General features: G+C 71.4%; 18 protein-coding genes and 1 riboswitch. Of the genes, 15 read left to right on the forward strand and 3 right to left on the reverse strand.

The genetic code is table 11. The features are described 5' to 3' along the window. Nucleotides 1–57: 57 nt before the first annotated feature. On the reverse strand, nucleotides 58–1056 hold the full coding sequence (locus CBF90_RS11915) for a hypothetical protein (protein ID WP_088380691.1): 999 nt from the start codon (nucleotides 1054–1056) through the stop codon (nucleotides 58–60). 116 nt (nucleotides 1057–1172) lie between these two features. After that, nucleotides 1173–1269: riboswitch (TPP riboswitch) on the forward strand. Here CBF90_RS11915 and thiM point away from each other — a divergent pair. The 11 genes from thiM (at nucleotide 1260) to CBF90_RS11965 (ending at nucleotide 15048) form a co-directional block, all read left to right on the forward strand. Beyond that, nucleotides 1260–2078 (forward strand): hydroxyethylthiazole kinase, encoded by an 819-nt coding sequence (gene thiM / locus CBF90_RS11920; RefSeq protein WP_088380692.1) that lies wholly within the window; start codon nucleotides 1260–1262, stop codon nucleotides 2076–2078. It overlaps the preceding riboswitch by 10 nt. Beyond that, nucleotides 2075–2722, forward strand: coding sequence for a thiamine phosphate synthase (thiE, locus tag CBF90_RS18420; RefSeq protein ID WP_064956307.1), 648 nt, complete (start codon nucleotides 2075–2077; stop codon nucleotides 2720–2722). The genes thiM and thiE overlap by 4 nt, the downstream gene beginning before the upstream one ends. Then, nucleotides 2719–4242, forward strand: a complete 1524-nt coding sequence (locus CBF90_RS11925) for a bifunctional hydroxymethylpyrimidine kinase/phosphomethylpyrimidine kinase (protein ID WP_242435667.1) — start codon at nucleotides 2719–2721, stop codon at nucleotides 4240–4242. Before thiE ends, CBF90_RS11925 begins: the two co-directional genes overlap by 4 nt. 9 nt (nucleotides 4243–4251) lie before the next feature. After that, nucleotides 4252–5304, forward strand: coding sequence for a LacI family DNA-binding transcriptional regulator (locus CBF90_RS11930; RefSeq protein ID WP_036305168.1), 1053 nt, complete (start codon nucleotides 4252–4254; stop codon nucleotides 5302–5304). 129 nt (nucleotides 5305–5433) lie between these two features. Beyond that, nucleotides 5434–6765 carry an extracellular solute-binding protein gene (locus CBF90_RS11935; RefSeq protein WP_088380693.1) on the forward strand — a complete coding sequence of 444 codons (1332 nt, stop codon included), beginning with the start codon at nucleotides 5434–5436 and terminating at the stop codon, nucleotides 6763–6765. Continuing rightward, on the forward strand, nucleotides 6762–7733 hold the full coding sequence (locus tag CBF90_RS11940) for a carbohydrate ABC transporter permease (RefSeq protein ID WP_023952636.1): 972 nt from the start codon (nucleotides 6762–6764) through the stop codon (nucleotides 7731–7733). The genes CBF90_RS11935 and CBF90_RS11940 overlap by 4 nt, the downstream gene beginning before the upstream one ends. Then, nucleotides 7730–8647 carry a carbohydrate ABC transporter permease gene (locus CBF90_RS11945; RefSeq protein WP_023952635.1) on the forward strand — a complete coding sequence of 306 codons (918 nt, stop codon included), beginning with the start codon at nucleotides 7730–7732 and terminating at the stop codon, nucleotides 8645–8647. Before CBF90_RS11940 ends, CBF90_RS11945 begins: the two co-directional genes overlap by 4 nt. Before the next feature lie 58 nt (nucleotides 8648–8705). Continuing rightward, nucleotides 8706–10247 (forward strand): alpha-N-arabinofuranosidase, encoded by a 1542-nt coding sequence (locus CBF90_RS11950; RefSeq protein ID WP_088380694.1) that lies wholly within the window; start codon nucleotides 8706–8708, stop codon nucleotides 10245–10247. A 173-nt stretch (nucleotides 10248–10420) separates the two neighbouring features. After that, nucleotides 10421–10981, forward strand: coding sequence for a thioesterase family protein (locus CBF90_RS11955; RefSeq protein WP_036305161.1), 561 nt, complete (start codon nucleotides 10421–10423; stop codon nucleotides 10979–10981). Between the two features lie 53 nt (nucleotides 10982–11034). After that, nucleotides 11035–14730, forward strand: coding sequence for a bifunctional proline dehydrogenase/L-glutamate gamma-semialdehyde dehydrogenase (locus CBF90_RS11960; protein WP_088380695.1), 3696 nt, complete (start codon nucleotides 11035–11037; stop codon nucleotides 14728–14730). Between the two features lie 36 nt (nucleotides 14731–14766). Beyond that, nucleotides 14767–15048 (forward strand): hypothetical protein, encoded by a 282-nt coding sequence (locus CBF90_RS11965; protein ID WP_064956304.1) that lies wholly within the window; start codon nucleotides 14767–14769, stop codon nucleotides 15046–15048. Between the two features lie 26 nt (nucleotides 15049–15074). Here CBF90_RS11965 and CBF90_RS11970 read toward each other — a convergent pair whose 3' ends face one another. Continuing rightward, entirely contained in the window at nucleotides 15075–15632 is a 558-nt protein-coding gene (locus CBF90_RS11970) for a TetR/AcrR family transcriptional regulator (RefSeq protein WP_064956303.1), read from the reverse strand. A gap of 49 nt (nucleotides 15633–15681) precedes the next feature. Here CBF90_RS11970 and CBF90_RS11975 point away from each other — a divergent pair, with 49 nt between their 5' ends. Further along, nucleotides 15682–16002, forward strand: coding sequence for an acyl-CoA dehydrogenase (locus CBF90_RS11975; RefSeq protein WP_023952628.1), 321 nt, complete (start codon nucleotides 15682–15684; stop codon nucleotides 16000–16002). A gap of 34 nt (nucleotides 16003–16036) precedes the next feature. Here CBF90_RS11975 and CBF90_RS11980 read toward each other — a convergent pair whose 3' ends face one another. Further along, nucleotides 16037–16927, reverse strand: a complete 891-nt coding sequence (locus CBF90_RS11980) for an aldo/keto reductase (RefSeq protein WP_023952626.1) — start codon at nucleotides 16925–16927, stop codon at nucleotides 16037–16039. 185 nt (nucleotides 16928–17112) lie between these two features. Here CBF90_RS11980 and CBF90_RS11985 point away from each other — a divergent pair, with 185 nt between their 5' ends. The 3 genes from CBF90_RS11985 (at nucleotide 17113) to CBF90_RS11995 (ending at nucleotide 21203) form a co-directional block, all read left to right on the forward strand. Beyond that, on the forward strand, nucleotides 17113–18237 hold the full coding sequence (locus CBF90_RS11985) for an aminotransferase class III-fold pyridoxal phosphate-dependent enzyme (protein WP_088380696.1): 1125 nt from the start codon (nucleotides 17113–17115) through the stop codon (nucleotides 18235–18237). A gap of 246 nt (nucleotides 18238–18483) precedes the next feature. Continuing rightward, nucleotides 18484–20127, forward strand: coding sequence for an ABC transporter substrate-binding protein (locus CBF90_RS11990; RefSeq protein WP_023952622.1), 1644 nt, complete (start codon nucleotides 18484–18486; stop codon nucleotides 20125–20127). Further along, nucleotides 20124–21203 carry an ABC transporter permease gene (locus CBF90_RS11995; protein ID WP_023952620.1) on the forward strand — a complete coding sequence of 360 codons (1080 nt, stop codon included), beginning with the start codon at nucleotides 20124–20126 and terminating at the stop codon, nucleotides 21201–21203. Before CBF90_RS11990 ends, CBF90_RS11995 begins: the two co-directional genes overlap by 4 nt. Nucleotide 21204 lies beyond the last annotated feature (1 nt).

Genomic DNA, 21204 nt, shown 5'->3' on the forward strand with positions numbered 1-21204 from the left:
GACTCTACGCGCGGCCGGCGGTGGCGTGAAATCGAGGAACGGGGGTTGCGGACGGGGTCATCGGGCCCCGGCCCCGGCCCCGTCGCCGACCGCAGCCGCGGCCTCGTCGCTCGCCGCTGCCTCGATCGACACCAGGTTGACCTCTCCCGGCGTCCACCCGGCAGCGATCAGGCGGTCGTGGAGCGCCTCCTCGACGGCAGCCTGGTCGTCGTCGATGCGCACGCGCGTTCCCGTCCGCGTCGCGTCGACGACCGCATCCGGATCGAGCGTCCGTGCCGCGGCGATCAAGTCGTCTTTCATCCGATCCGCGCGGGCGGGGCCGAGCGCGGCGCGCACGATGCCGAACGAGCCCAGGCCGACCGACCATGTCGGGGCGAGTTCGAGGTCGAGCCTCCCGGCGGCGCGCTGGCGCTGCGTGGCCAGCGCCGCGCTCCGGTCCGACAGGATCATCAGCAGCGCGATCCCGCTGAGGAGCACGAGCGCAGCGCCGGCGACAGTCGTGGGCACGACCGACAGCGCCGAGCGGTAGAGGGGCGAATCCCACCCGGTGGTGAGCCCGACGACGGCGCGGCACAGGGAGAAGACCCCGTACGCGGCCATGGTCACCGCGAGCAGCCGGGACCCGCGTCTCGCGGCGATGGCCGGCTGCATCGCCGCGGCGCTGGTCAGCCCGCAGGCGGCAGCCACGACCACGACCTTCACCGCGAGGGACGCCGGCATCCCGACCGTCGTGGACACGACCCCGACCACGGCGGCGAGCGAAAGGGCGACCCCGGCACGGGCGAGAACCCTGCCGCTCAATGAGCCCAGCCCGGCGAAGACCAGACCGGGGGCCAGAACCATGGCGATGTCGCTGATGACGAGGGTCGCGGCGTCGCCGGTCTTCGTGTGCACGAGGTACAGCAGGCTCGCCGCCGTCGCCGACAGCGCGCCCACGATGCCGAAGCGCAGCAGTCCAGCGCGGCGTCGCCAGCTCGGCCGCAGGGCGAGCACCCCGACGAGTCCGGCGATGGTCGCCAGACACGCGCAGACCAGTGCGGCCCCTGCTGTCAGCACGGCCCCACCCCCTCGCGCGCCGGCCCGTGAAGCGCGCTCACTCGCAACCTACGCGCTTCGGGGACCGGGAGAAAAGCATCGCGGTCCAGAGGGTGCAAACCGGCCTGCTATGGTCGTGTCCCGACACGGGGTGCCCGCGACCGCGAGCTGAGATCAGACCCGTCGAACCTGCTCCAGTGCAATGCTGGCGAAGGGATGTCGAAATGCGCGATGTCGTGCCCACCGTCCGAGGACCGGAAGCGGCGCTCCGAGCGCTGCGGGATGCCGTTCCGCTCACCCACTGCGTGACCAACGCCGTCGTCACCGGGTTCACCGCGAATGCGCTGCTCGCGCTCGGGGCGAGTCCTGCCATGGTCGACATCGCCGGTGAAGCGGGGATCTTCGCCGGAATCGCCGACGGTGTGCTGATCAACCTCGGCACCCCGAATCCCCAGCAGCAGGCCAGCGCCCGTGAGATCGTGGCGGCGACGCGGCGCTGGGTGCTGGACCCTGTCGCGGTCGGGATGCTGCCGATCCGCACCGCTCTCGCGGCGGAGCTCGTCGCCGCTCGACCCGCGATCATCCGGGGCAATGCCTCGGAGGTCGCGGCGGTCGCCGGCGGCGGTTCCGGCGGACGGGGCGTCGACAGCGTCGACGACCCGGACTCGGTGCACGCGGCGGCTGTCGACCTCGCGCGCCGGACCGGGACGGTGGTCGCGGTGTCGGGAGAGGTCGATCTCATCACCGACGGCGAGCGGGTCGCGCGGGTGCGCGGGGGAGATCCCCTGCTGACCCGGGTCACCGGCGGGGGCTGTTCGCTGGGCGCGACGATGGCGGCCTTCCTCGGCGTCGTCGAGCCGTTCTCGGCGGCGATCGCCGCGTCGGTCGTGCACAAGCACGCGGCCGAGGCCGCGGCATCCGTCTCGTCCGGCCCCGGTTCGTTCGCCGTCGCGTTCCTCGACGCGCTCGCGGCGCTGAGCCCCGAGGACCTCGACGGGTCCCGGGTCGAGGCGCACCTCGCGGGCGCGGAGGCGACGCGGTGACCCGCCGGGTCGACCTCGCTCTGCACCTCGTCACCGATGACCGGCTCGATGCCGACGCGCTGCCGTCGATCGTCGACGCCGCGATCGACGGGGGCGTGACCGTCGTGCAGCTGCGCGACAAGAGAGTGAGCGCGGCGGAGCTCGTCCGCCGCGCTCGGGTGCTGTCGGAGGTGATCGCCGGACGGGTCCCCCTGCTCATCGACGACCGGGTCGACGTCGCCCTCGCCGCCATCGATGCGGGTGCCCGCGTGGACGGCGTGCATCTCGGTCAGAACGACATCCCACCCACGACCGCGCGCAGGCTGCTCGGGACGGGCGCCGTCATCGGGTGGACGGCGAACACGGCGGCGCATCTGCAAGCCGCCCACGCGATGCCGCACGGAACCCTCGATTATCTCGGTGTCGGTGTGATCCGGCCGACCTCCACGAAGGCCGATCACCCGCCGGCCCTCGGCATCGACGGATTCGCCGAACGCGCCGCGGCCACGCCGCTCGCGTGCGTCGCGATCGGCGGCGTCGTCGCCGAGGACGTCGTTCCGCTTCGCCGTGCGGGCGCGGCCGGGGTCGCCGTCGTGTCGGCGATCTGTGGCGCCGCAGATCCCGCCGCCGCGGCCCGTGCCTTCGCCCGCGGGGGCGACCGGTGACCCCGGGGGTACCGGCGGCGCCCCGGGTGCCGCGGGTGCTGAGCATCGCCGGCACCGACCCCTCGGGCGGCGCCGGCATCCAGGCCGACCTGAAGTCGATCGCCGCGATGGGCGGCTACGGGATGGCCGTCGTGACGGCGCTCGTGGCGCAGAACACCCGCGGCGTGCGGGCGGTGCACGTGCCTCCGGCTGAGTTCCTGCGCGCGCAGCTCGACGCCGTGGGCGACGACGTCGAGATCGATGCCATCAAGATCGGGATGCTGCACTCCGCGCCGCTCATCGCGGTCGTCGACGACTGGCTCGCTCGCCGCGGCCACGACCTCGTCGTGCTGGACCCCGTCATGGTCGCCACGAGCGGCGATCGCCTGCTCGACCCCGCCGCGGAGGCTGCGATCCGCGACCTCTGCCGGCGCGCCGCCCTCGTGACGCCCAACCTCCCCGAGCTGGCCGTCCTGACGGAGGAGCCGGTCGCGCGGTCGTGGCGGGATGCGCTCGCGCAGGCGTTGCGCTTCGCCCGCGCCTCGGGCTCGATCGTGCTGGTCAAGGGCGGGCATCTCGCCGGCGAGGACTGCCCCGACGCGATCGTGACGCCGGACGGCGTCGCCGCAGAGGTGGCCCGGCGGCGCATCGCCTCGACCAACACGCACGGCACCGGATGCTCGCTGTCGTCGGCGATGGCGACCCTCGGCGCGAGCGGCGTCGACTGGACCGACGCCCTCCCGCGCGCCACGGCGTGGCTGGCCGGTGCGATCACGGCCGGCGCGGCGCTCGGCGTCGGTCGCGGCAACGGGCCCGTCGACCACCTGCACGAACTGCGCCCGCACCTCCCGTCGCCGGTGTCGCCTGTCTCGTCGGTGTCGTGGACAGCGCGCGTATGGGCCGAGGCGGCTCCGCTGCGCGCAGCCGTCGACGCGTGCGGCTTCGTCGACGGGCTGCGCACGGGGTCGCTCGATGAGCCCGTGTTCGCCTGGTACCTCGAACAGGACGCGCTGTACCTCTCGGAGTACGCCCGCGTGCTCGCCCGCGCCAGCGCTCTCGCGCCGCGGAGCGATGAACAGGTGTTCTGGGCGGAAGCCGCCGCCTCGGCGATCGCAGTCGAGTCGGAGCTGCATCGCTCGCGCGTCGACGCAGATACCGCGGAACCGGCGCCCACGACGCTCGCGTATACCGATCACCTGCATGCGGCGTCGGCCCGCGGCTCGTACGGCGAACTGGTCGCCGCCCTCCTGCCGTGCTTCTGGCTCTACTCCGATGTGGGCGAGCGGTTCGCAGCGGCATCCCACGCGCGGCATCCGTATCGGGACTGGCTCTCGACCTATGCCGACCCCGCGTTCGCCGCGTCGACTCGTGCCGCGATCGAGATCGCCGACCGGGCCGCCGCAGGCGCATCGGCGTTCGAGCGTGAGCGGATGAGCGTCGCGTTCGAACGATCGATGCGCCACGAGCTCGCCTTCTTCGAGGCCCCCGTCGCAGCGCTGGTCGGCGCAGCACGGGCGGGAGGGGCTGTGCGCGGGGCCTAGTCTGTGCTCATGCCGAAGGGAAGAGCCGGCCGAGCCACCATGAAGGATGTGGCGGCGCTCGCCGGAGTCTCGGCGAAGACGGTCTCCAACGTGCTGACGGGCACCGCGGTCGTCCGTCCCGAGACGCAGCAGCGCGTGGAGTCGGCCATGCGCGAGCTCGACTTCGTGCCCAACCTCAGCGCCCGCGGGCTGCGGAACGGCCGCTCCGGTGTCATCGCCATCGCGCTGCCGGACCTCGCGACGGCGTACTCCGCCGAGATGCTGCATCACCTCGTCGATGCGGCGCATCAGCGCGGCTATGCGGTGCAGATCGAGGAGACGGCGCTCGAGCCCGAGCGCGAGCGAGACCTCGTCTCACGGGCGCGACAGCACCTCGTCGACGGTGTCGTCCTGAATCCGATCCGCATCGAGGACAGCGTGGTCGACCGTGATGAGCGGCTGCCGCCCGTCGTGCTGATCGGAGAGGTCGAGCAGCACGTCACCGATCGGGTTCTCGTCGACAGTCGCGCCGGGGCGCGCGACGCCGTCGCGCACCTGGTGTCCCGCGGCGCGCGACGCATCGCCGCGATCGGCGGCGACGAGCAGGCCGGCCTCGCGACGGCGACGAGCCGCCTGCGCCTCGCCGGGGTACGCGACGCGCTCGACGAAGCGGGTCTCGCGCACGATCGTCGCCGAGAGATCAACGCCCTGCCGTGGAACATGGAGGCGGGCGCGATCGGCGTCCGGACGCTGCTGGAGCGCGGGGTCGACGTCGACGCCGTCCTCTGCTTCACCGACTCGATCGCGGTGGGTGCGCTGCACGAGCTGGCGCGTGCGGGCATCCGGGTGCCGGACGACGTGCTCGTGTGCGGCTTCGACGACATCGAGCAGTCGCGCTACACCACGCCCGAGCTGACGACCGTGTCGTTCGACCGGGTCGAGTTCGCGCGCGCGACCATGGCGCTTCTGGAGGAGCGCATCGCGGCGCGCGACATCCCGGTCCGCGCCGTCGCGATCGCGCATCGCGTCGTCGCCCGCGCCAGCACGGATGGCGCGCCCCGCGGCATCTCCGCGCGACGGTGACGCACCGATGGCGTCGCGGAACGCCATCGGTGGCAGCATCCGGATTTTCCTTGCGCATTGATTACATCGATGTAAAAGTATGAGGGTCCCTGGTTGTCACGATGTCGTGCCGTCACAAAGGAGTGACCGATGGCCCCACCCATAGAACTCAGCAGACGGCGGTTCCTCACGGGAGCCGCAGCCCTCGCCGGAACCGCCTTCCTCGCCTCGTGCGCCGGTCTCCCCGGCGGTACGGGCGCCCGCACCCTTCAGTTCTGGCACCTGCTCTCCGGTGCCGACGGCGTGACGATGTCCGGGCTCATCGACGGCGTCAACGCCGCGCGGTCCGACTACCGCGTGCGCCCGACCGTGCTCGCCTGGGGCGAGCCGTACTACACGAAGCTCGCGATGGCGGCCGCGGGCGGGCGGGCGCCCGACGTCTCGGTCATGCACGCCTCGCGCGTCGTCGGCTATGCGCCGGGCGGGCTGCTCGACACGTGGGACACCGCGCGCCTGGCCGACCTCGGCGTCGACGCGAGCACCTTCACCGACGCGATCTGGCGCAAGGGCTTCATCGGCGACGACCTCTACAGCGTCGCCCTCGACGCGCACCCGTTCATCCTGATGTACAACACCGACATCTGCGCCGAGGCGGGTGTGCTCGACAGCGACGGCAAGCTGCCGCCGATCACCTCGCCCGACGACTTCCTCGAGCTCGGACGGGCGGTGGCCGCGGTCTCGGAGTCGCACGGGTTGTCGTTCGGCTACCTCGGCGACGGCGCGCAGATGTGGCGCCTCTTCTACACGCTCTACACGCAGCACGGGCTCGAGATCGAGCTTCCCGAGGGCGGCAAGGCGCAGATCGACGAGGATGCCGCGGTCGCGGCGCTCAGCTTCATGCAGCAGCTCCTCGACGACGAGATCGCCTCGCGCAGCGCCGATTACCAGAGCGCGATCGCGGAGTTCGCCACCGGTCGCAGCGGACTGTTCCTCACCGGTGTCTGGGAACTGCGCTCGATGCAGCAGCAGAACCTGCCGATCGACGCCGCGATCATCCCGGCCGTGTTCGGCACCCCGTCGGTCTACGCCGACTCGCACTCGTTCACGCTGCCGCACCAGAGCGCACCCGACGAGGAGACCCGCGACCTCGTCTACCGTTTCGTCGCCGACATCCTGAAGGGCTCGTTCGACTGGGCAGGGGCAGGACACATCCCCGCCTACCTCCCGGTCACGCAGTCGGCCGCCTATGCCGACCTGCTGCCGCAGGCGCACTACGCCGAGGCCGCCGAGCTCGTCCGGTACGACCCGCCGGCGTGGTTCACCGGCTCGGGCTCGCGCTTCCAGGCCGACTTCGGCGCCGCCGTGCAGAACGTCCTGCTCCAGGGCGCCGACCCGGCTCAGGCGATCGCCCGCTTCCGCGCGGGTGTCGACCTGCGCCTGCAGACGCCGAACCCCGCCGCACCGGAAGGAGCCCGCGCATGACCCTCGACACCGGATCCGGCCGCGCCGGTCTCGCCGACACGGCCGCGACGCGGACGATCGTCACCGGCGACCGCACGCGGCGGCACCGTCACGTCGGCGACCGCGGAGAGCAGCGCATCGCCTGGACCTTCCTCGCGCCCTTCCTCGCCGCCTTCCTCCTCTTCCTCGTGTGGCCGCTGCTGCACGGGCTCTATCTGAGCTTCACCGACCAGTCGCTGACGGGCGCCGGCGGATCGTTCATCGGCATCGCGAACTACGTCGAAGCGCTCGGCGACCCCGTCATGTGGCGCTCGCTCGGCAACACCGCCTGGTTCACGGTTCTGTCGACCGTGCCGCTCGTCGTCCTCGCCCTGGTCATGGCGCTGCTCGTGCAGCGCGGCCTGCCCGGGCAGTGGCTCTGGCGGCTGTCGTTCTTCATGCCGTACCTGCTCGCCTCCACGGTCATCTCGCAGATCTGGGTGTGGATCTTCAACCCGCAGATCGGCGCGGCCAACGGCATCCTCGAGGCGTTCGGGCTCGAGCCGATCGCCTGGCTGCAGAATCCCGACACCAACATGCTCGCGATCGTCGTCGCGACGGTGTGGTGGACGATCGGCTTCAACTTCCTGCTCTACCTCGCGGCCCTCCAGAACATCCCCGAGACCCAGTACGAAGCCGCATCCATCGACGGCGCGGGGGAATGGCGCAAGCTCTTCTCGATCACGATCCCGCAGCTCGGGCAGGTCACCGTGCTCATCGTCATCCTGCAGGTGCTGGCTTCGCTGAAGCTGTTCGACCAGGCGTACCAGATGCTCGGAGGCATCGCGAGCGAGACGACCCGCTCGATCGTGCAGTACATCTACGAGTCCGGGTTCGTCGGGTACCGCTTCGGCTACTCGGCGGCGATCTCGTACGTCTTCTTCGCCGTGATCGTCCTGATCGGCGTCATCCAGGCCCTCGCCACCCGTCGCCGGAAGGAGCACTCATGAGCGCCGTCACCGCCAGCTCCACGGCCACGCGCGCCGTCGTCGCCCCGGGGGTCGCCCCCGATCCGCGAAGCCGCAAGCCCGGTCAGCGCCGGTTCAGCGCGATCAACGTCGTCGCCTTCATCGCCCTCGCCCTCATGGCGATCGGCTGGCTGCTGCCGTTCCTGTGGGCGGTCGCGACCGCCTTCAAGACCGAGACGGATGCCGCATCGGGCGCCGGCGGATGGGTGGGCGAGAGCGGGCCCACGACCGAGGCGTTCACCTCGATCCTCTCGCAGGGCAACGTCTGGGTCTGGGCCGGCAACAGCCTCTGGACCTCCGCCGTGATCACCCTCCTCACCGTCGCGATCTCGGCCGTGGCCGCCTATGCGTTCTCGCGGCTGGAGTTCCGCGGCAAGAAGTTCCTCTACGGCGCGGTGATCGCCTCGATCGTCATCCCGCCGCAGGTGCTGATCATCCCGCTCTTCTACGAGATGCTCGCCTTCAACCTCGTCGACACCCCGTGGGGCCTGATCCTGCCGCAGGTCGTCGCGCCGGCGATGGTGTTCATCCTCAAGAAGTTCTTCGACCAGGTGCCGATCGAGCTCGAGGATGCCGCGCGGGTCGACGGCGCCGGACGCTTCCGGGTGTTCTGGTCGATCGTGCTGCCGCTGTCGCGGCCGATCCTCGGCGCCGTCGCGATCTTCGTGTTCATCGGCGCGTGGAATAACTTCCTCTGGCCGTTCCTCATCATCAACGACACGACCCTCATGACCCTGCCGGTCGGACTCCAGACCGTCATCAGCGCTTACGGCGTGCAGTACGCGCAGGTCATGGCCCAGGCCGTCCTCGCCTCGGTGCCGCTGATCATCGTCTTCCTGGTGTTCCAGAAGCAGATCGTCCGCGGCGTCGCCACGACCGGTTTCGGCGGTCAGTGACCGGCGTCGCCCGTCACGCGTCGTCCGCATCCCCTCACCCCGAAAGAACAGGAGCATCATGCCCCGCGCCCGCATCGTCCTCGATCGCGACTTCACCGTGGCCGACGTGCCGCGCCGCCTCTTCGGCTCGTTCGTCGAGCACATGGGCCGTTGCGTCTACACCGGCATCTACGAGCCCGGTCACCCGCAGGCCGACGAACGCGGCTTCCGGCGCGACGTCCTCTCGCTCGTGAAGGAGCTGGGCGCCACCGTGATCCGCTATCCCGGCGGCAACTTCGTCTCGGGCTACAACTGGGAGGACGGCGTCGGTCCCGTGGCCGAGCGTCCGCACCGGCTCGACGGAGCATGGCACACCGTCGAGACCAACGCGTTCGGACTCCACGAGTTCGTCGACTGGGCGCGCGAGGCCGAGGTCGAGGTCATGGAGGCGGTCAACCTCGGCACGCGCGGTGTCGACGAGGCCCGCGCGCTCGTCGAGTACGCCAACCACGCCGGCGGCACGTACTGGTCCGACCTGCGTCGCCGCAACGGCGCAGCCGCTCCGTTCGACATCCGGCTCTGGTGCCTGGGCAACGAGCTCGACGGCCCGTGGCAGATCGGTCACAAGACCGCGCACGAGTACGGCCGGCTCGCACAGGAGACGGCGAAGGCGATGCGCCTGGTCGACCCCGACATCGAGCTCGTCGCGGTGGGGTCGTCGAACCGGCAGATGCCGACCTTCGGCTCGTGGGAGCACACGGTCCTCACGCACGCGTACGACGAGGTGGACTACATCTCGATGCACGCCTACTACCAAGAGGACGGCGGGGATGCGGCATCCTTCCTCGCCGAGGCCGTCGACATGGACGCCTTCATCGACGGCGTCGTCTCGACGATCGACGCGGTGAAGGCCGCGGGCAAGCATCGCAAGCAGGTCGACATCTCGTTCGACGAGTGGAACGTCTGGTACCAGCGCGGCCTCGACACCGAGGACCAGCCGCACATCGTCTCGGCGTCGAAGGAGTGGCGCGCCCACCCGCGCCTCATCGAGGACACCTACAACGTCACCGACGCCGTCGTGGTCGGGACGTTCCTGCACAGCCTGCTGCGCCACGGCGACCGCGTGCGCATCGCCAACCAGGCGCAGCTGGTGAACGTCATCGCCCCGATCCGCTCGGAGGAGGGCGGACCGGCCTGGCGGCAGTCGATCTTCTGGCCGTTCGCCCGCATGTCGCAGCTCGCCCAGGGCCGTGTGCTGCGCCTCGCGGTCGACTCCGACCAGACCCCGACGGCGAAGTTCGGCGATGTGGACGTCGTCGACGCGGCCGCCACGTGGGACGAGGCGACCGGCCGCGTCGCGCTGTTCGTGGCGAACCGCTCGCTCGACTCCGAGACCGAGGTGTCGCTCGAGCTGCGCGGGCTCGGGGCCTCGGGCGTCGTGTCGGCCGAGGTGCTGACGGTTCCCGAGGGCGGCGACCGGCGGTCGGCCAACACGGAGCACGACCAGGATTCCGTCGGCCTCGTGCCTCTGCGCGGCGTCGGTCTCGACGAGGGCACGCTGCGAGCGACACTGCCTGCTCTCTCATGGGCGGTGATCGTGCTCGACACCGCGCGCGCCTGACCCGCGCGTCGCGCGTACGTCGGAGAATCGCGCGTACCTCGGACCGATCCCGCGAGATCCTCCGATGTTCGCGCGATTCTCCGTTCTTGCGCGCGGGTCGGCGGGGCCGGGGTTGTGGAAGGGGCACAACGGATGCGGGTGGGGGCATGGGGCATCCGATAGCGTCGGCCCTCGTGAACGTGTGGCTCCGGACCCTGCTGACGATCTGGCGAGCGAAGCGACAGCTGCGCAGGAACGGCCCGCGGCCGCTCATGGCGGTCGGCCGGGTGAAGCTGCGAACGCTGCCGACCGACATCGACCTGCTCGGGCACATGAACAACGGGCGCTACGCCTCGCTGTTCGACCTCGGCCGGTTCGACCTGCTGGTGCGCAACGGCATTTGGGACACGTTCCAGGAGAAGGGCTGGTACGGCGTCGTCGCGAGCAGCACGATCACCTTCCGGAAGTCGCTGAACCTCTGGCAGCGCTTCACGATCGAGACGCGCCTGCACGGGCACGACGACAAGTCGGTGTACATGGTGCACCGCGCGGTCGTCCGCGGCGAGGTGTACGCCGAGATGGTCGTGCGGTCGCGGTTCCTCCGCCGCACGGGTGGCATCGTGCCGCTCGACGAGCTGTTCGACGTTCTCGGCCGACGCGACGACCTGCCCCCGCTCGAGCCGTGGATGACCGAATGGGCTGCCGCTACCGCGCTTCCGTCGACCCGTGCCGAGGCGCCCAGCATCTGGGAGTGATCGCCCGGGCGAGGCGCCACCCCGGGAGAGCTGCCGCGACATAGGCTGACGGCATGTCCGACACCGTTTCGTCCGGCACCACCCCGCCGGGCTTCCCCGCCGACGACAACCTCGCCCAACAGGCGGTGGACCTGGCCCAGAAATGGGTGCACTCGTCGGCCGATTTCCCCGCGGATGCCGCAGCGCAGCGCCTCGCCGGAGTCCTGCGCGACCCGAACGGGCTGCCGTTCACGATCGGCTTCGTCGACGGGGTGATGCGCCCCGAGAGCGTGACCGCCGCAGCGACCCGGCTGCACCACGTCGCCCCGCTCGTCCCCGAGTTCCTGCCGTGGTACCTCCGCGGGGCCGTGCGCGTCGGCGGCGCCGTCGCCCCGATGCTGCCGACCCCGGTCGTGCCGATCGCCCGCACGGCGCTGCGCGAGATGGTCGGACACCTGGTCGTCGACGCTCGACCCCACAAGCTCGGCCCGGCGATCGCCCGGATCCGCGAGTCCGGCGCCCGACTGAACCTCAACCTCCTGGGCGAGGCCGTGCTCGGCGAGGACGAAGCCCGCCGCCGGCTCGCGGGCATCCACGAGCTGATCCGCCGCGACGACGTCGACTACGTCTCGGTCAAGGTCTCGGCGATCGTCAGCCGCATCTCGATGTGGGCGTTCGACGAGGTCGTCGCCGACGTGGTCGAACGTCTGCTGCCGTTGTACCTCAGCGCCGCCGAGGACGGCACCTTCATCAACCTCGACATGGAGGAGTACCGCGACCTCGACCTCACGATCGCCGTCTTCACCCGCCTGCTCGAAGACGAGCGCCTCCGGGGCCTCGAGGCGGGAATCGTGCTGCAGGCGTACCTCCCCGACGCCGCGGACGCCCTCGACGAGCTGACGGCGTGGGCGCAGGCCCGCGTCGCCGCCGGCGGAAGCCGGATCAAGGTGCGCCTGGTCAAGGGGGCGAACCTCGCGATGGAGCGCGTGGACGCGACGATCCACGGCTGGCCGCTCGCGACCCACGCCAGCAAGCTCGACGCCGACGCGATGTACCTCCGCTGCCTCGACCGGGCCCTGCGTCCCGAGCGCAGCGCGGCGGTGCGGCTCGGCGTCGCCGGCCACAACCTCTTCGACATCGCCTACGCCTGGCTGCTCGCCGGCGAGCGCGGCGTGAGCGACGACATCGAGATCGAGATGCTGCTCGGCATGGCCCAGGGCCAGGTCGCGGCGGTGACGGCCGATGTCGGCCACGTCCTGCTGTACGTGCCGGTCGTGCGGCCCGACGAGTTCGATGTCGCGATCAGCTACCTCGTCCGCCGGCTGGAGGAGAACGCCTCGATCGAGAACTTCCTCTCCGCCGCGTTCGACCTCGCGACCGATGCGAGCCTGTTCGAGCGCGAGCGCGACCGATTCCTCGCCTCGCTCGAGCGCGCGGCCGACCCGGCGCTGCCCAGTTCGCCCAACCGTACGCAGGACCGCACGCTCTCGCTCCGGCCCATCGCGCCGCAGCGCATCACGCGCGACCCCGCCGGCGGCGACGACGGCCTCACGCAGGCGGTGCTCGGGATCGCCGACGCCGCGGGCCGCTCGGACGACACCACGGCGCTGGGCCAGCACGACGACATCCTGTTCGGCGGTGAGCGTTTCGTCGAGACGGCGGTGTACGCGCCCCGCGAGACGCGCCGCGCACCGGCACTCGGGGCACCTGGTTTCGCCAACACCCCCGACTCCGACCCCGCGCTCGCGGTCAATCGGGAGTGGGCGCGCGGCATCCTCTCGCGGATCGCCGGCAGCACGGCCGGTGACGAGACGATCGCGGCGGCGCGGGTCGACGACGCCGGAACGCTCGACGAGATCGTGGCGCGCGTCGGCTCGGCGGCATCCGCCTGGGGCGCGATGGCGGCAGCCGACCGCAGCGCCGTGCTGCTCGCGGCCTCGCGTGCGCTCGAGTCGCGCCGGGCCGAGCTCATCGAGGTCGCCGCGTCCGAGACGGGCAAGGTGCTGGCCGAAGCCGACGTCGAGGTCAGCGAGGCGGTCGATTTCGCCGCCTACTATGCGGCGACGGCGCGCGAGCTCGACCGGGTGAGCGGTGCCGTCTTCCAGCCGGCCTCGGTCACGGTGGTCACCCCGCCGTGGAACTTCCCGCTCGCCATCCCCGCCGGCGGCGTGCTCGCGGCCCTCGCTGCCGGCTCAGGCGTCGTCTTCAAGCCAGCGCCGCAGGCCCGGCGCTGCGCGGCGGTCGTCGCCGAGGCGCTGTGGGACGCCGGTGTGCCCCGCGACCTGCTCGCGCTGGTCGACATCGACGAGGGCGATCTCGGCCGACGCCTCATCACCCACCCGTCGGTCGACCGCGTCATCCTCACCGGCTCGTGGGAGACGGCGGCGCTGTTCCGGTCGTGGCGGCCCGAGCTGCCGCTGCTGGCGGAGACGAGCGGCAAGAACGCGATCATCGTCATGCCCTCGGCAGACCTCGATCTGGCGGCATCCGACCTCATCAAGAGCGCGTTCGGGCACGCCGGTCAGAAGTGCTCCGCCGCGTCGCTCGCCATCCTCGTCGGGCCGGTCGGCCGGTCGAAGCGGTTCGCGCGCCAGCTCGTCGACGCCACCCGTTCGCTGCGGGTGGGTCCGCCGACCGATCCGCGCAGCGAGGTCGGACCCGTGATCGAGCCGCCCCAGGGCAAGCTCGAGTGGGCGCTCACCTCGCTCGAGGACGGTGAGCGCTGGCTCGTCGAGCCGCGTCGTCTCGACCTCGGCGACGACACCGCGGGCCGGTTCTGGTCGCCGGGCGTCAAGGTCGGGGTGAGCCCGGGGTCGCGCACGCATCTCGAGGAGTTCTTCGGTCCGGTGCTCGGCATCATGCACGCCCGCACGCTCGAGGAGGCGATCGAGCTGCAGAACGCGGTCGCCTACGGCTTGACCGCGGGCCTGCACACCCAGGATGCCGCCGACCTCGCGACGTGGCTCGACCGGGTCGAGGCCGGCAACCTGTACGTCAACCGCGGTATCACGGGTGCCATCGTGCAGCGTCAGCCCTTCGGCGGCTGGAAGCGGTCGTCGGTGGGCGCGGGCACGAAGGCCGGGGGACCGAACTACCTCGTCGGTCTCGGTTCGTGGCGCGCCTCGAGCGGGTCGGCGTCCAGCACACTGCACCTGCGCGGTCTCGACTCGCGCATCACGACCATCATCGAGTCGGCGCAGCCCACCCTCGACTACGAGTCGTTCGAGTGGCTGCGGCGGGGTGCGCTCTCGGATGCCGTCGCGTGGGACCGGGAGTTCGGTCAGGTGCGCGACGTGTCCGGCCTCGGCGTCGAGCGGAACCTGTTCCGGTACCGCCCGGTCGACGTCGCCGTGCGCGCGTCGTCGGACGCCACCTGGCAGGCGGTGCTCCGCGTGATCGTCGCGGGCGTGCGGGCCGGGTCGGGCGTGACGCTCAGCTCGCCGGTGGGCCTGCCGGCCGAGGTGCGGCGGGCGCTCGGCGAGGTCGACATCTCGGTGTCGGTCGAGACGGACGGTGAATGGCTGCAGCGCATCGCCGCGGCGGATCGGCGCCCCGGCCGCATCCGCCTGGTCGGGTCGCGAGACGCGGTGGCCGAGCTGCGAACCGCGATCGCGGGGGCGACCGGCGGCGACCCGGATGTCGCCGTCTACGCCGACGAGGTCACGACGGCCGGCCGCATCGAGGTGCTGCCGTTCGTGCACGAGCAGTCGATCACGATCACGGCGCACCGCTTCGGCAACCCCGACGACTGGTCCGAGGCGGTCATCTGACGTGCGACTGCGGAGCCGCCTCGGTAGCGTGGCGGGATGACGGATGACGCAGCCGCAGCGCCCACGCTGATCCTGGCCCGCCTGTCGATCGAACGCGAGTCGCTCGTCGGGGCCTTGTTCATCGGGCTCGGGGCGGTGGGACTCGCGATCGCCGTCATCGGGCTGGCGTTCTCGCCGTCTCTCAGCCTGCCGGTGCTCGTGGGTGTCGGTGCGGGGGCGGTGCTGCTCGTCCACGGCATTCTGCGCCGTTCGGCCGCCGCGCGTGCCGCCGCCGCGCTCGACCGGCTCGGGTCCGCCCCGGCCTCCGCCTCTCGCTGAGCTGAGCCCGGCGCTGTGCGCGACCTCTAGGCGATGGCGTCGAGCACGGCGGTGACGTGGGCATCCAGTGCCTTCGGCGCCGGCTCGGGGTCGAGGGCGAGGAGGCGTCGACGGTGCGGCTCGCCCAGCAGTGCCCCGAAGAGATGCTCGGCGCGGCGCTCGTCGCCGTTCAGGTGGGCGGCGAGGTAACGCTGGGCCGCGAGCGGACCGGCGTCGTAGAACGCGCGCGAGATCGCGGGGTCGTCGAGCGCGACCGCCACGGCTGCGCGGTGCAGGCCGACGGCGCGGTCGGCGAACAGCGCCGCCGCGATCAGGGTGCAGGCGTGCCGGAGGTCGCGCGCTTCGACCTCGAGGTAGTCGTGCACATCGGTCACCGCGGCGCGAAGGAGTGCCGGCTTGTCGCCGATCCGGTCGTAGATCGTGCGCTTGGTCACGCCCGCCTCCTGCGCGATCGCATCGAGCGAGGCGGCGTGGAAGCCGACCGCGACGAACAGCCGCGCGGCCACCGCGACGATGCGGGCGTCGCGTGCGGCCTGCTCGTGGACGGGTGGCCGTCCGCGGCGGCGGTCTGCGGTCGAGGGCATGCCGACAGGTTAGCAGAATGATACGGTGGCGTTTCATTAAGGAGGCGCCATGGACGAGATCGTCTGTCACATCGCGATCGCCGACGACTGGGGCATGAGCCGGAAGTTCGGCGAGTACGAGGTCGCGACACGGGGCATGCCGTGGGAGCCGGGCGGCCACATCCGGGCCTGCGATCCCGCCGACGTGGCCGACGTCGTCGCCACGGTCTACGCCGACGTGCGGCTGCCGCTGCTGCGGATCGACTGCAGTGTCGAGGGTCTCGCGCGCAACGGCGTCGAGGTGGCGCGGGTCGATGGGCAGCCCCGCATCCTCGGCCCCATCCCGATGAACCCGGATGTCGTCGTCGGCGAGCATCCCCTCACCGCCTGAGGCGGCCGGGCCGTCGCGATCGGTCTGCGGCGGATCAGGCGTCGATGCCGACCGAGTGCGACAGGCGTGCGCGCTCGTCGCCGGAGAGCTCGAGGTCGACCGCCTTCGCGCTGTCGACGATCGACTCGGCGCGACGCGCTCCCGGAATCGGGATGACGGTGTCGCCGAGTCCCAGCTCCCAGGCCAGCACGACCTGCTGCGGGCTCACGTCGTGGGCGCGGGCGACCTCGCCGAACACGGCGAAGCGATCACCGATCGAGCGTGCGCCACCGCCCGTGCCGCCCAGGGGGCTCCAGGGCAGGAACGCGATGCCACGGTCGACGCAGTAGCGCAGCTCGTCGTAGCTTCCCGGGTGCCGCGGCGAGAACTCGTTCTGGACGCTCGTGAGGTTGCCGGCGCCGAGCACCTGCTCGGCGATCTCGATCTCTTCGACGCTCGCGTTCGAGATGCCGACCGCCCGGATCTTGCCCTCCTGCTGCAGGGTCTTGAGATTCTCCATGACCTCGCCGTAGACCATCCAGCGGTCGGGGCGGTGGTACTGGTACAGGTCGATCACGTCGACGCGGAGCGCGCGGAGCGAGGCCTCGACGGCCTTCCGCAGGTAGTCGAGCGAGCCGTCGCGGCCCCACTTCTCGCCCTCGCTGCGGGTGATGCCGCCCTTCGTGGCCACCACGATCTGCGAGCGGTCGCCGCTCCACGTGGCCAGGGCCTCGGCCATGATCTCCTCGTTGTGCCCCATCGTGTCCCAGCTCGGGGCGTAGATGTCGGCGGTATCGAGCAGGGTGACGCCCGCGTCGAGTGCGGCGTGGACCGTGGCGACGGCATCCTTCCGGTCGGGGATCTGCTTGTCGTTGTTCATCGAGACGGGCATCCCGCCCAGGCCGATGGCCGAGACGGTGAACGGTCCGAGGGTGCGCTGCTGCATGGGTCTCCTTCGACGATTAGCGGTGGTGTGGCTCCAGCCTGTCAGGCGCGACCGCGAACGGGCAGGACCTTGCGCAATCGGACCGCGATGTCTCTCAGCGGAGCCCGAAGGGCCCGGGGGAGAATGGATGCCGGCCGCCCGGCGACCCGCCGCCGCGTGCGCGACCGCCGAAGCCAGGAGCCCGAATGACGATCGCCGACCCCCCTGCCGCCCCCGATGCGAATGAAAGCGGCAGCTCGACGCGCGCCCTCGCGGGACCCGCGCGGCTGCTGCCGGTGATGGCCGCGACGGCCGAGGGCGCGTGGGTGACCGACGTCGAGGGGCGCCGGTACCTCGATCTGACCGCCGATCCCGCGCTCGCCTTCGGGCACCGCCATCCCGCCCTGCTCGCCGTCGCCACCGAACAGCTGGGTCGGTTGACCGCGACGAGCGCCGTCGTCGCCGACGACCGTGCCGACGGTTTCGCCGACGCACTGGCCGCTCTTCTCGGCGCTGAGGCGGTGCTGCCCGTCGGCACCGGCGACGATGCGCTGCAAGTCGCGGTCGACGTCGTGCTCGGTGCGGGGGAGCGGACGACCGTCGTCGTCGCGGCCGGCTCGCACCCCGAGCTCGTCGCATCGGGAGCCGTCGCCGTGCCTTTCGGTGAGGTGGACGCGCTCGTCGCGGCGCTCGACGCCACCGTCGCGGCCGTCATCCTCGAGCCCGTGCAGGCCCGCGCGGGCGTCGTCGGCGCGCCGGAGGGATACCTCGAAGCCGTGCGGCAGGCGACCGCCGATCGCGGGATCGCCCTGATCCTCGACGAGACCCGCAGCGGCCTCGGCCGGCTCGGCGACACCGTCGCCCTCGCCGGGGGAGGGATGGCCCCCGATCTCCGCATGCTCGGCCCGGCGCTGGGCGGCGCGATCGTCCCCATCGCCGCCGTCGTCGGGAGCCGTGCGCTGCTCGGCGGTGTCGTGGCGCCGGCATCCGTGTCTTCGCTTGCGAGTGCCATCGCCCACCGCGTGGTCGAGATGCTCGAGGCGGGCGAGCTGCAGAACCGGGCCCGTGCTCTCGCCGAGCACCTCGCCGGACGCGTGGAGGCCCTCGTCGGAGCGGGTGCCGTGGCCGTCCGCACCGCGGGGGTGTGGGCGGGGGTCGACGTCGACCCGGCGGTCGTCACCGCCCCCGAGGTCGCCCGGCGCCTCGTCGCACGCGGTGTGCTCGTCGACGTGGTCGGCGAGTCGACGATCGTGCTCGCCCCGCCGTTGATCATCCGGGCGACCGAGCTCGACTGGGCGATCGAGCAGCTGCGCGTCGTGCTCGCGGCCTGATCCCGCCTCGTCGCGATACAGCCGCAGGACCGGTGGGGCTGGTGGCAACGCCCGCCGACGGCGGGACGACACCAGCCCCACCGGTCCGACGGATGTATCGCCGAGCCCGCAGAATCCGCCGTTGACACGGTCGCCGCCGAGCCGCTACCGTGCTGGTCATACGTAGAAGCACACCGTCGTTCTTCTACGGATCGGCGCTCATACGTATGACCGTCGGAACCGCACGCCACGTCACAGGAGACCGGAATGCGCACTTCCCGAATCGCCGCCACCGCCGCCCTCGCGACCGCGGCGCTCGCCCTGGCCGCCTGCACACCGGGTGCCGCCACGAACACCGTCGCCCGAGCCGACACCCTGATCTACGGCAAGTCCGACGGCGGTACCACCTACGTCCGCAACTACAACGTCCTGGGTCCCGCGACCGAGAAGGCGCCCAACGCCGAGCTGATCTACGAGCCGCTCGCGCGCATCGACTACGCCAACGGCGCGGTGGTCGAACCCTGGCTCGCGCAGTCGCTGCAGTTCGACGAGGCCGGCACCGCGCTCACGATCGAGCTGCGCTCCGATGTCACATTCTCGGACGGCGAGGCGATGGATGCCGACGATGTCGTCTACTCGCTCTCGCTGCCGCTCGAGCGCCCCGAGCTCAACCTCGCCGGCGTCACCTACGAGGCGGTGAGCAAGATAGACGACGACACGGTCCAGGTCGACTTCGCCGAGCCCTCGTTCGCCGCTCTCAACCAGTTCGCGTCGAGCTCGCTGCCGGTCGTCCCCGAGCACATCTGGCGCGACCAGGACCTCATGAGCTGGACGAACCCCGACCCCGTGGGCACGGGTCCCTTCACGGTCGACGCGTTCGCGGCCCAGCAGGTGACGCTCAAGGCGCGCGACGACTACTGGGGCGGGCAGATGCCCATGACCTACCTCAAGGTGCTCGCGACCAACGCGGAGGCGGTCAAGGCGCAGCTGCTCCGCGGCGACGTCGACTGGGCCCCGGCCTCGTGGGCGGGCGCGGAGGAGGAGTTCGTCGCGCAGAACCCCGAGACGAACCTGTACCAGCTCTACGCCACCGGCGGCGCGTACTCGATGATGTACAACACCGCGCAGCCGCCCTTCGACAACGCCGACCTGCGGCGCGCGCTCGCGCTGTCGATCCCGCGCTCGGACATCACCGCGACGCTCAACCGGCCGGGCACCGAGGCGGGCCCCACGGGCCTCGTCGACCAGATCTACGCCGACTGGATCGCGCCGGAGTATCGCGGCGTCGTGCAGGAGGTGGATGCGGCTGCGGCGCAGGCCGCCCTCGCGGCATCCGGTTTCACGGTCGTCGACGGCGCCCTCGAGAAGGACGGGCAGCGGTATTCGCCGCGCCTGTCGTTCAACCAGGACTTCGGGTGGAACGCGTACGCCGACATCATGATCAACAGCTGGAAGTCGGTGCTGGGCATCTCGGTCGCCCCGGTTGGGGCCCCGGGGGCGACTCTCTACGACCAGCAGAAGACGGGCGACTTCGACCTGACCATCGCCACGACCGGCGGTGCGGGGGTCTACGGCGTCTACGGGTTCCTCGACAGCCGGTACGTCGAGCCGCTCGGCACCGCCGCCGCGACGAACATCGGGCGCTGGAACGATCCCGAGACCGACCGCATCCTGTCGGACATGACCCGCGCGGCCGACGAAGACACGCTGCGCTCGCTGGGGCAGGAGATGCAGCGGATCGTCGTCGACGAGGTGCCCTTCAGCCCGCTGTACAACTCGTACTGGTTCGTCGACGTCAACGCGACGTATTGGACCGGCTGGCCGACGCCCGACGACTTCGATGCGGTGCCCTTCCCGAGCCTCGGGCCCGACACCGTCCGCACGCTGCTCTCGCTGAAGCCCGCGTCATGACCGCGCTCGGTGGGGCTCCCACGCCCACGACGACGACGGCCCTGGCCGAGGTCTCGGCGCGCCGGAAGCCCCGCCGGCGCAGCGGAGCCTTCCTCCTCAAGCGCCTCGGGTTCTATCTGGTGGCCGCATGGTCGGCGATCACGCTGAACTTCGTCATCCCGCGCCTCATGCCCGGCGATCCGTCGGCGGCGATCATCGACCAGCTCGAACGGGTGAGCGGTCAGGCGCTCGCGCCGGAGGCGCTCGTGTCGATCCGCGGGCTCTTCGGCAACCCCGATCAGAACCTGTTGGAGCAGTACGGCGCCTACCTCGCCCAGCTGGCGAGGTTCGACCTCGGCGTGTCGATCTCGAACTTCCCGGTGCCGGTCGCCGATCTCGTCGGCGCCGGCCTGCCGTGGACGCTGCTGCTGGTGGGGACGACGACCGTCATCTCGTTCGTCCTCGGCACGATGCTCGGAGTCGCCGTCGGATGGCGGGCCGGGTCGAGGTTCGACTCGATCATGACGCCGCTCATCACGTTCGTCTCGTCGGTGCCCTACTTCTGGATCGCGCTGCTGGCCCTGTGGCTGTTCGGCTTCGTCGTCGGCTGGTTCCCGCTCTCGGGCGGGTACGACCCGAACTTGCCGATCTCGCTCGAGCCGGCGTTCCTGCTGAGCGTCATGCAGTACGGGGCGCTGCCCGCCCTGACGATCATCTTCTCGGCGTTCGGCGGGTGGATGCTGGGCATGCGCAACATGACCGTCACGACGGTGCGCGAGGACTACGTGCTCCTCGCGCAGGCCAAGGGCCTTTCTCCCGCGCGCGTGCGCTGGCGTTATGCGGCGCGCAACGCGATGCTCCCGCAGTTCACCGGCTTCGCGATGGCGCTCGGCGGCGTGGTCGGCGGGGCGCTGCTGACCGAGATCGTCTTCAGCTACCCGGGCATCGGATACCTGCTGTTCTCGGCGCTGCAGAAGCGCGACTATCCGGTCATGCAGGGCGTGTTCCTGCTCGTGACCCTCACCGTCCTGCTGGCCAACCTCATCGCCGACTCGCTCTACGTGTGGCTCGATCCCCGCGTCCGAGAGGAGAGCTGAC

The organism is Microbacterium sp. AISO3 (assembly GCF_002204305.1).
Taxonomy (GTDB): Bacteria; Actinomycetota; Actinomycetes; order Actinomycetales; family Microbacteriaceae; genus Microbacterium; species Microbacterium arborescens.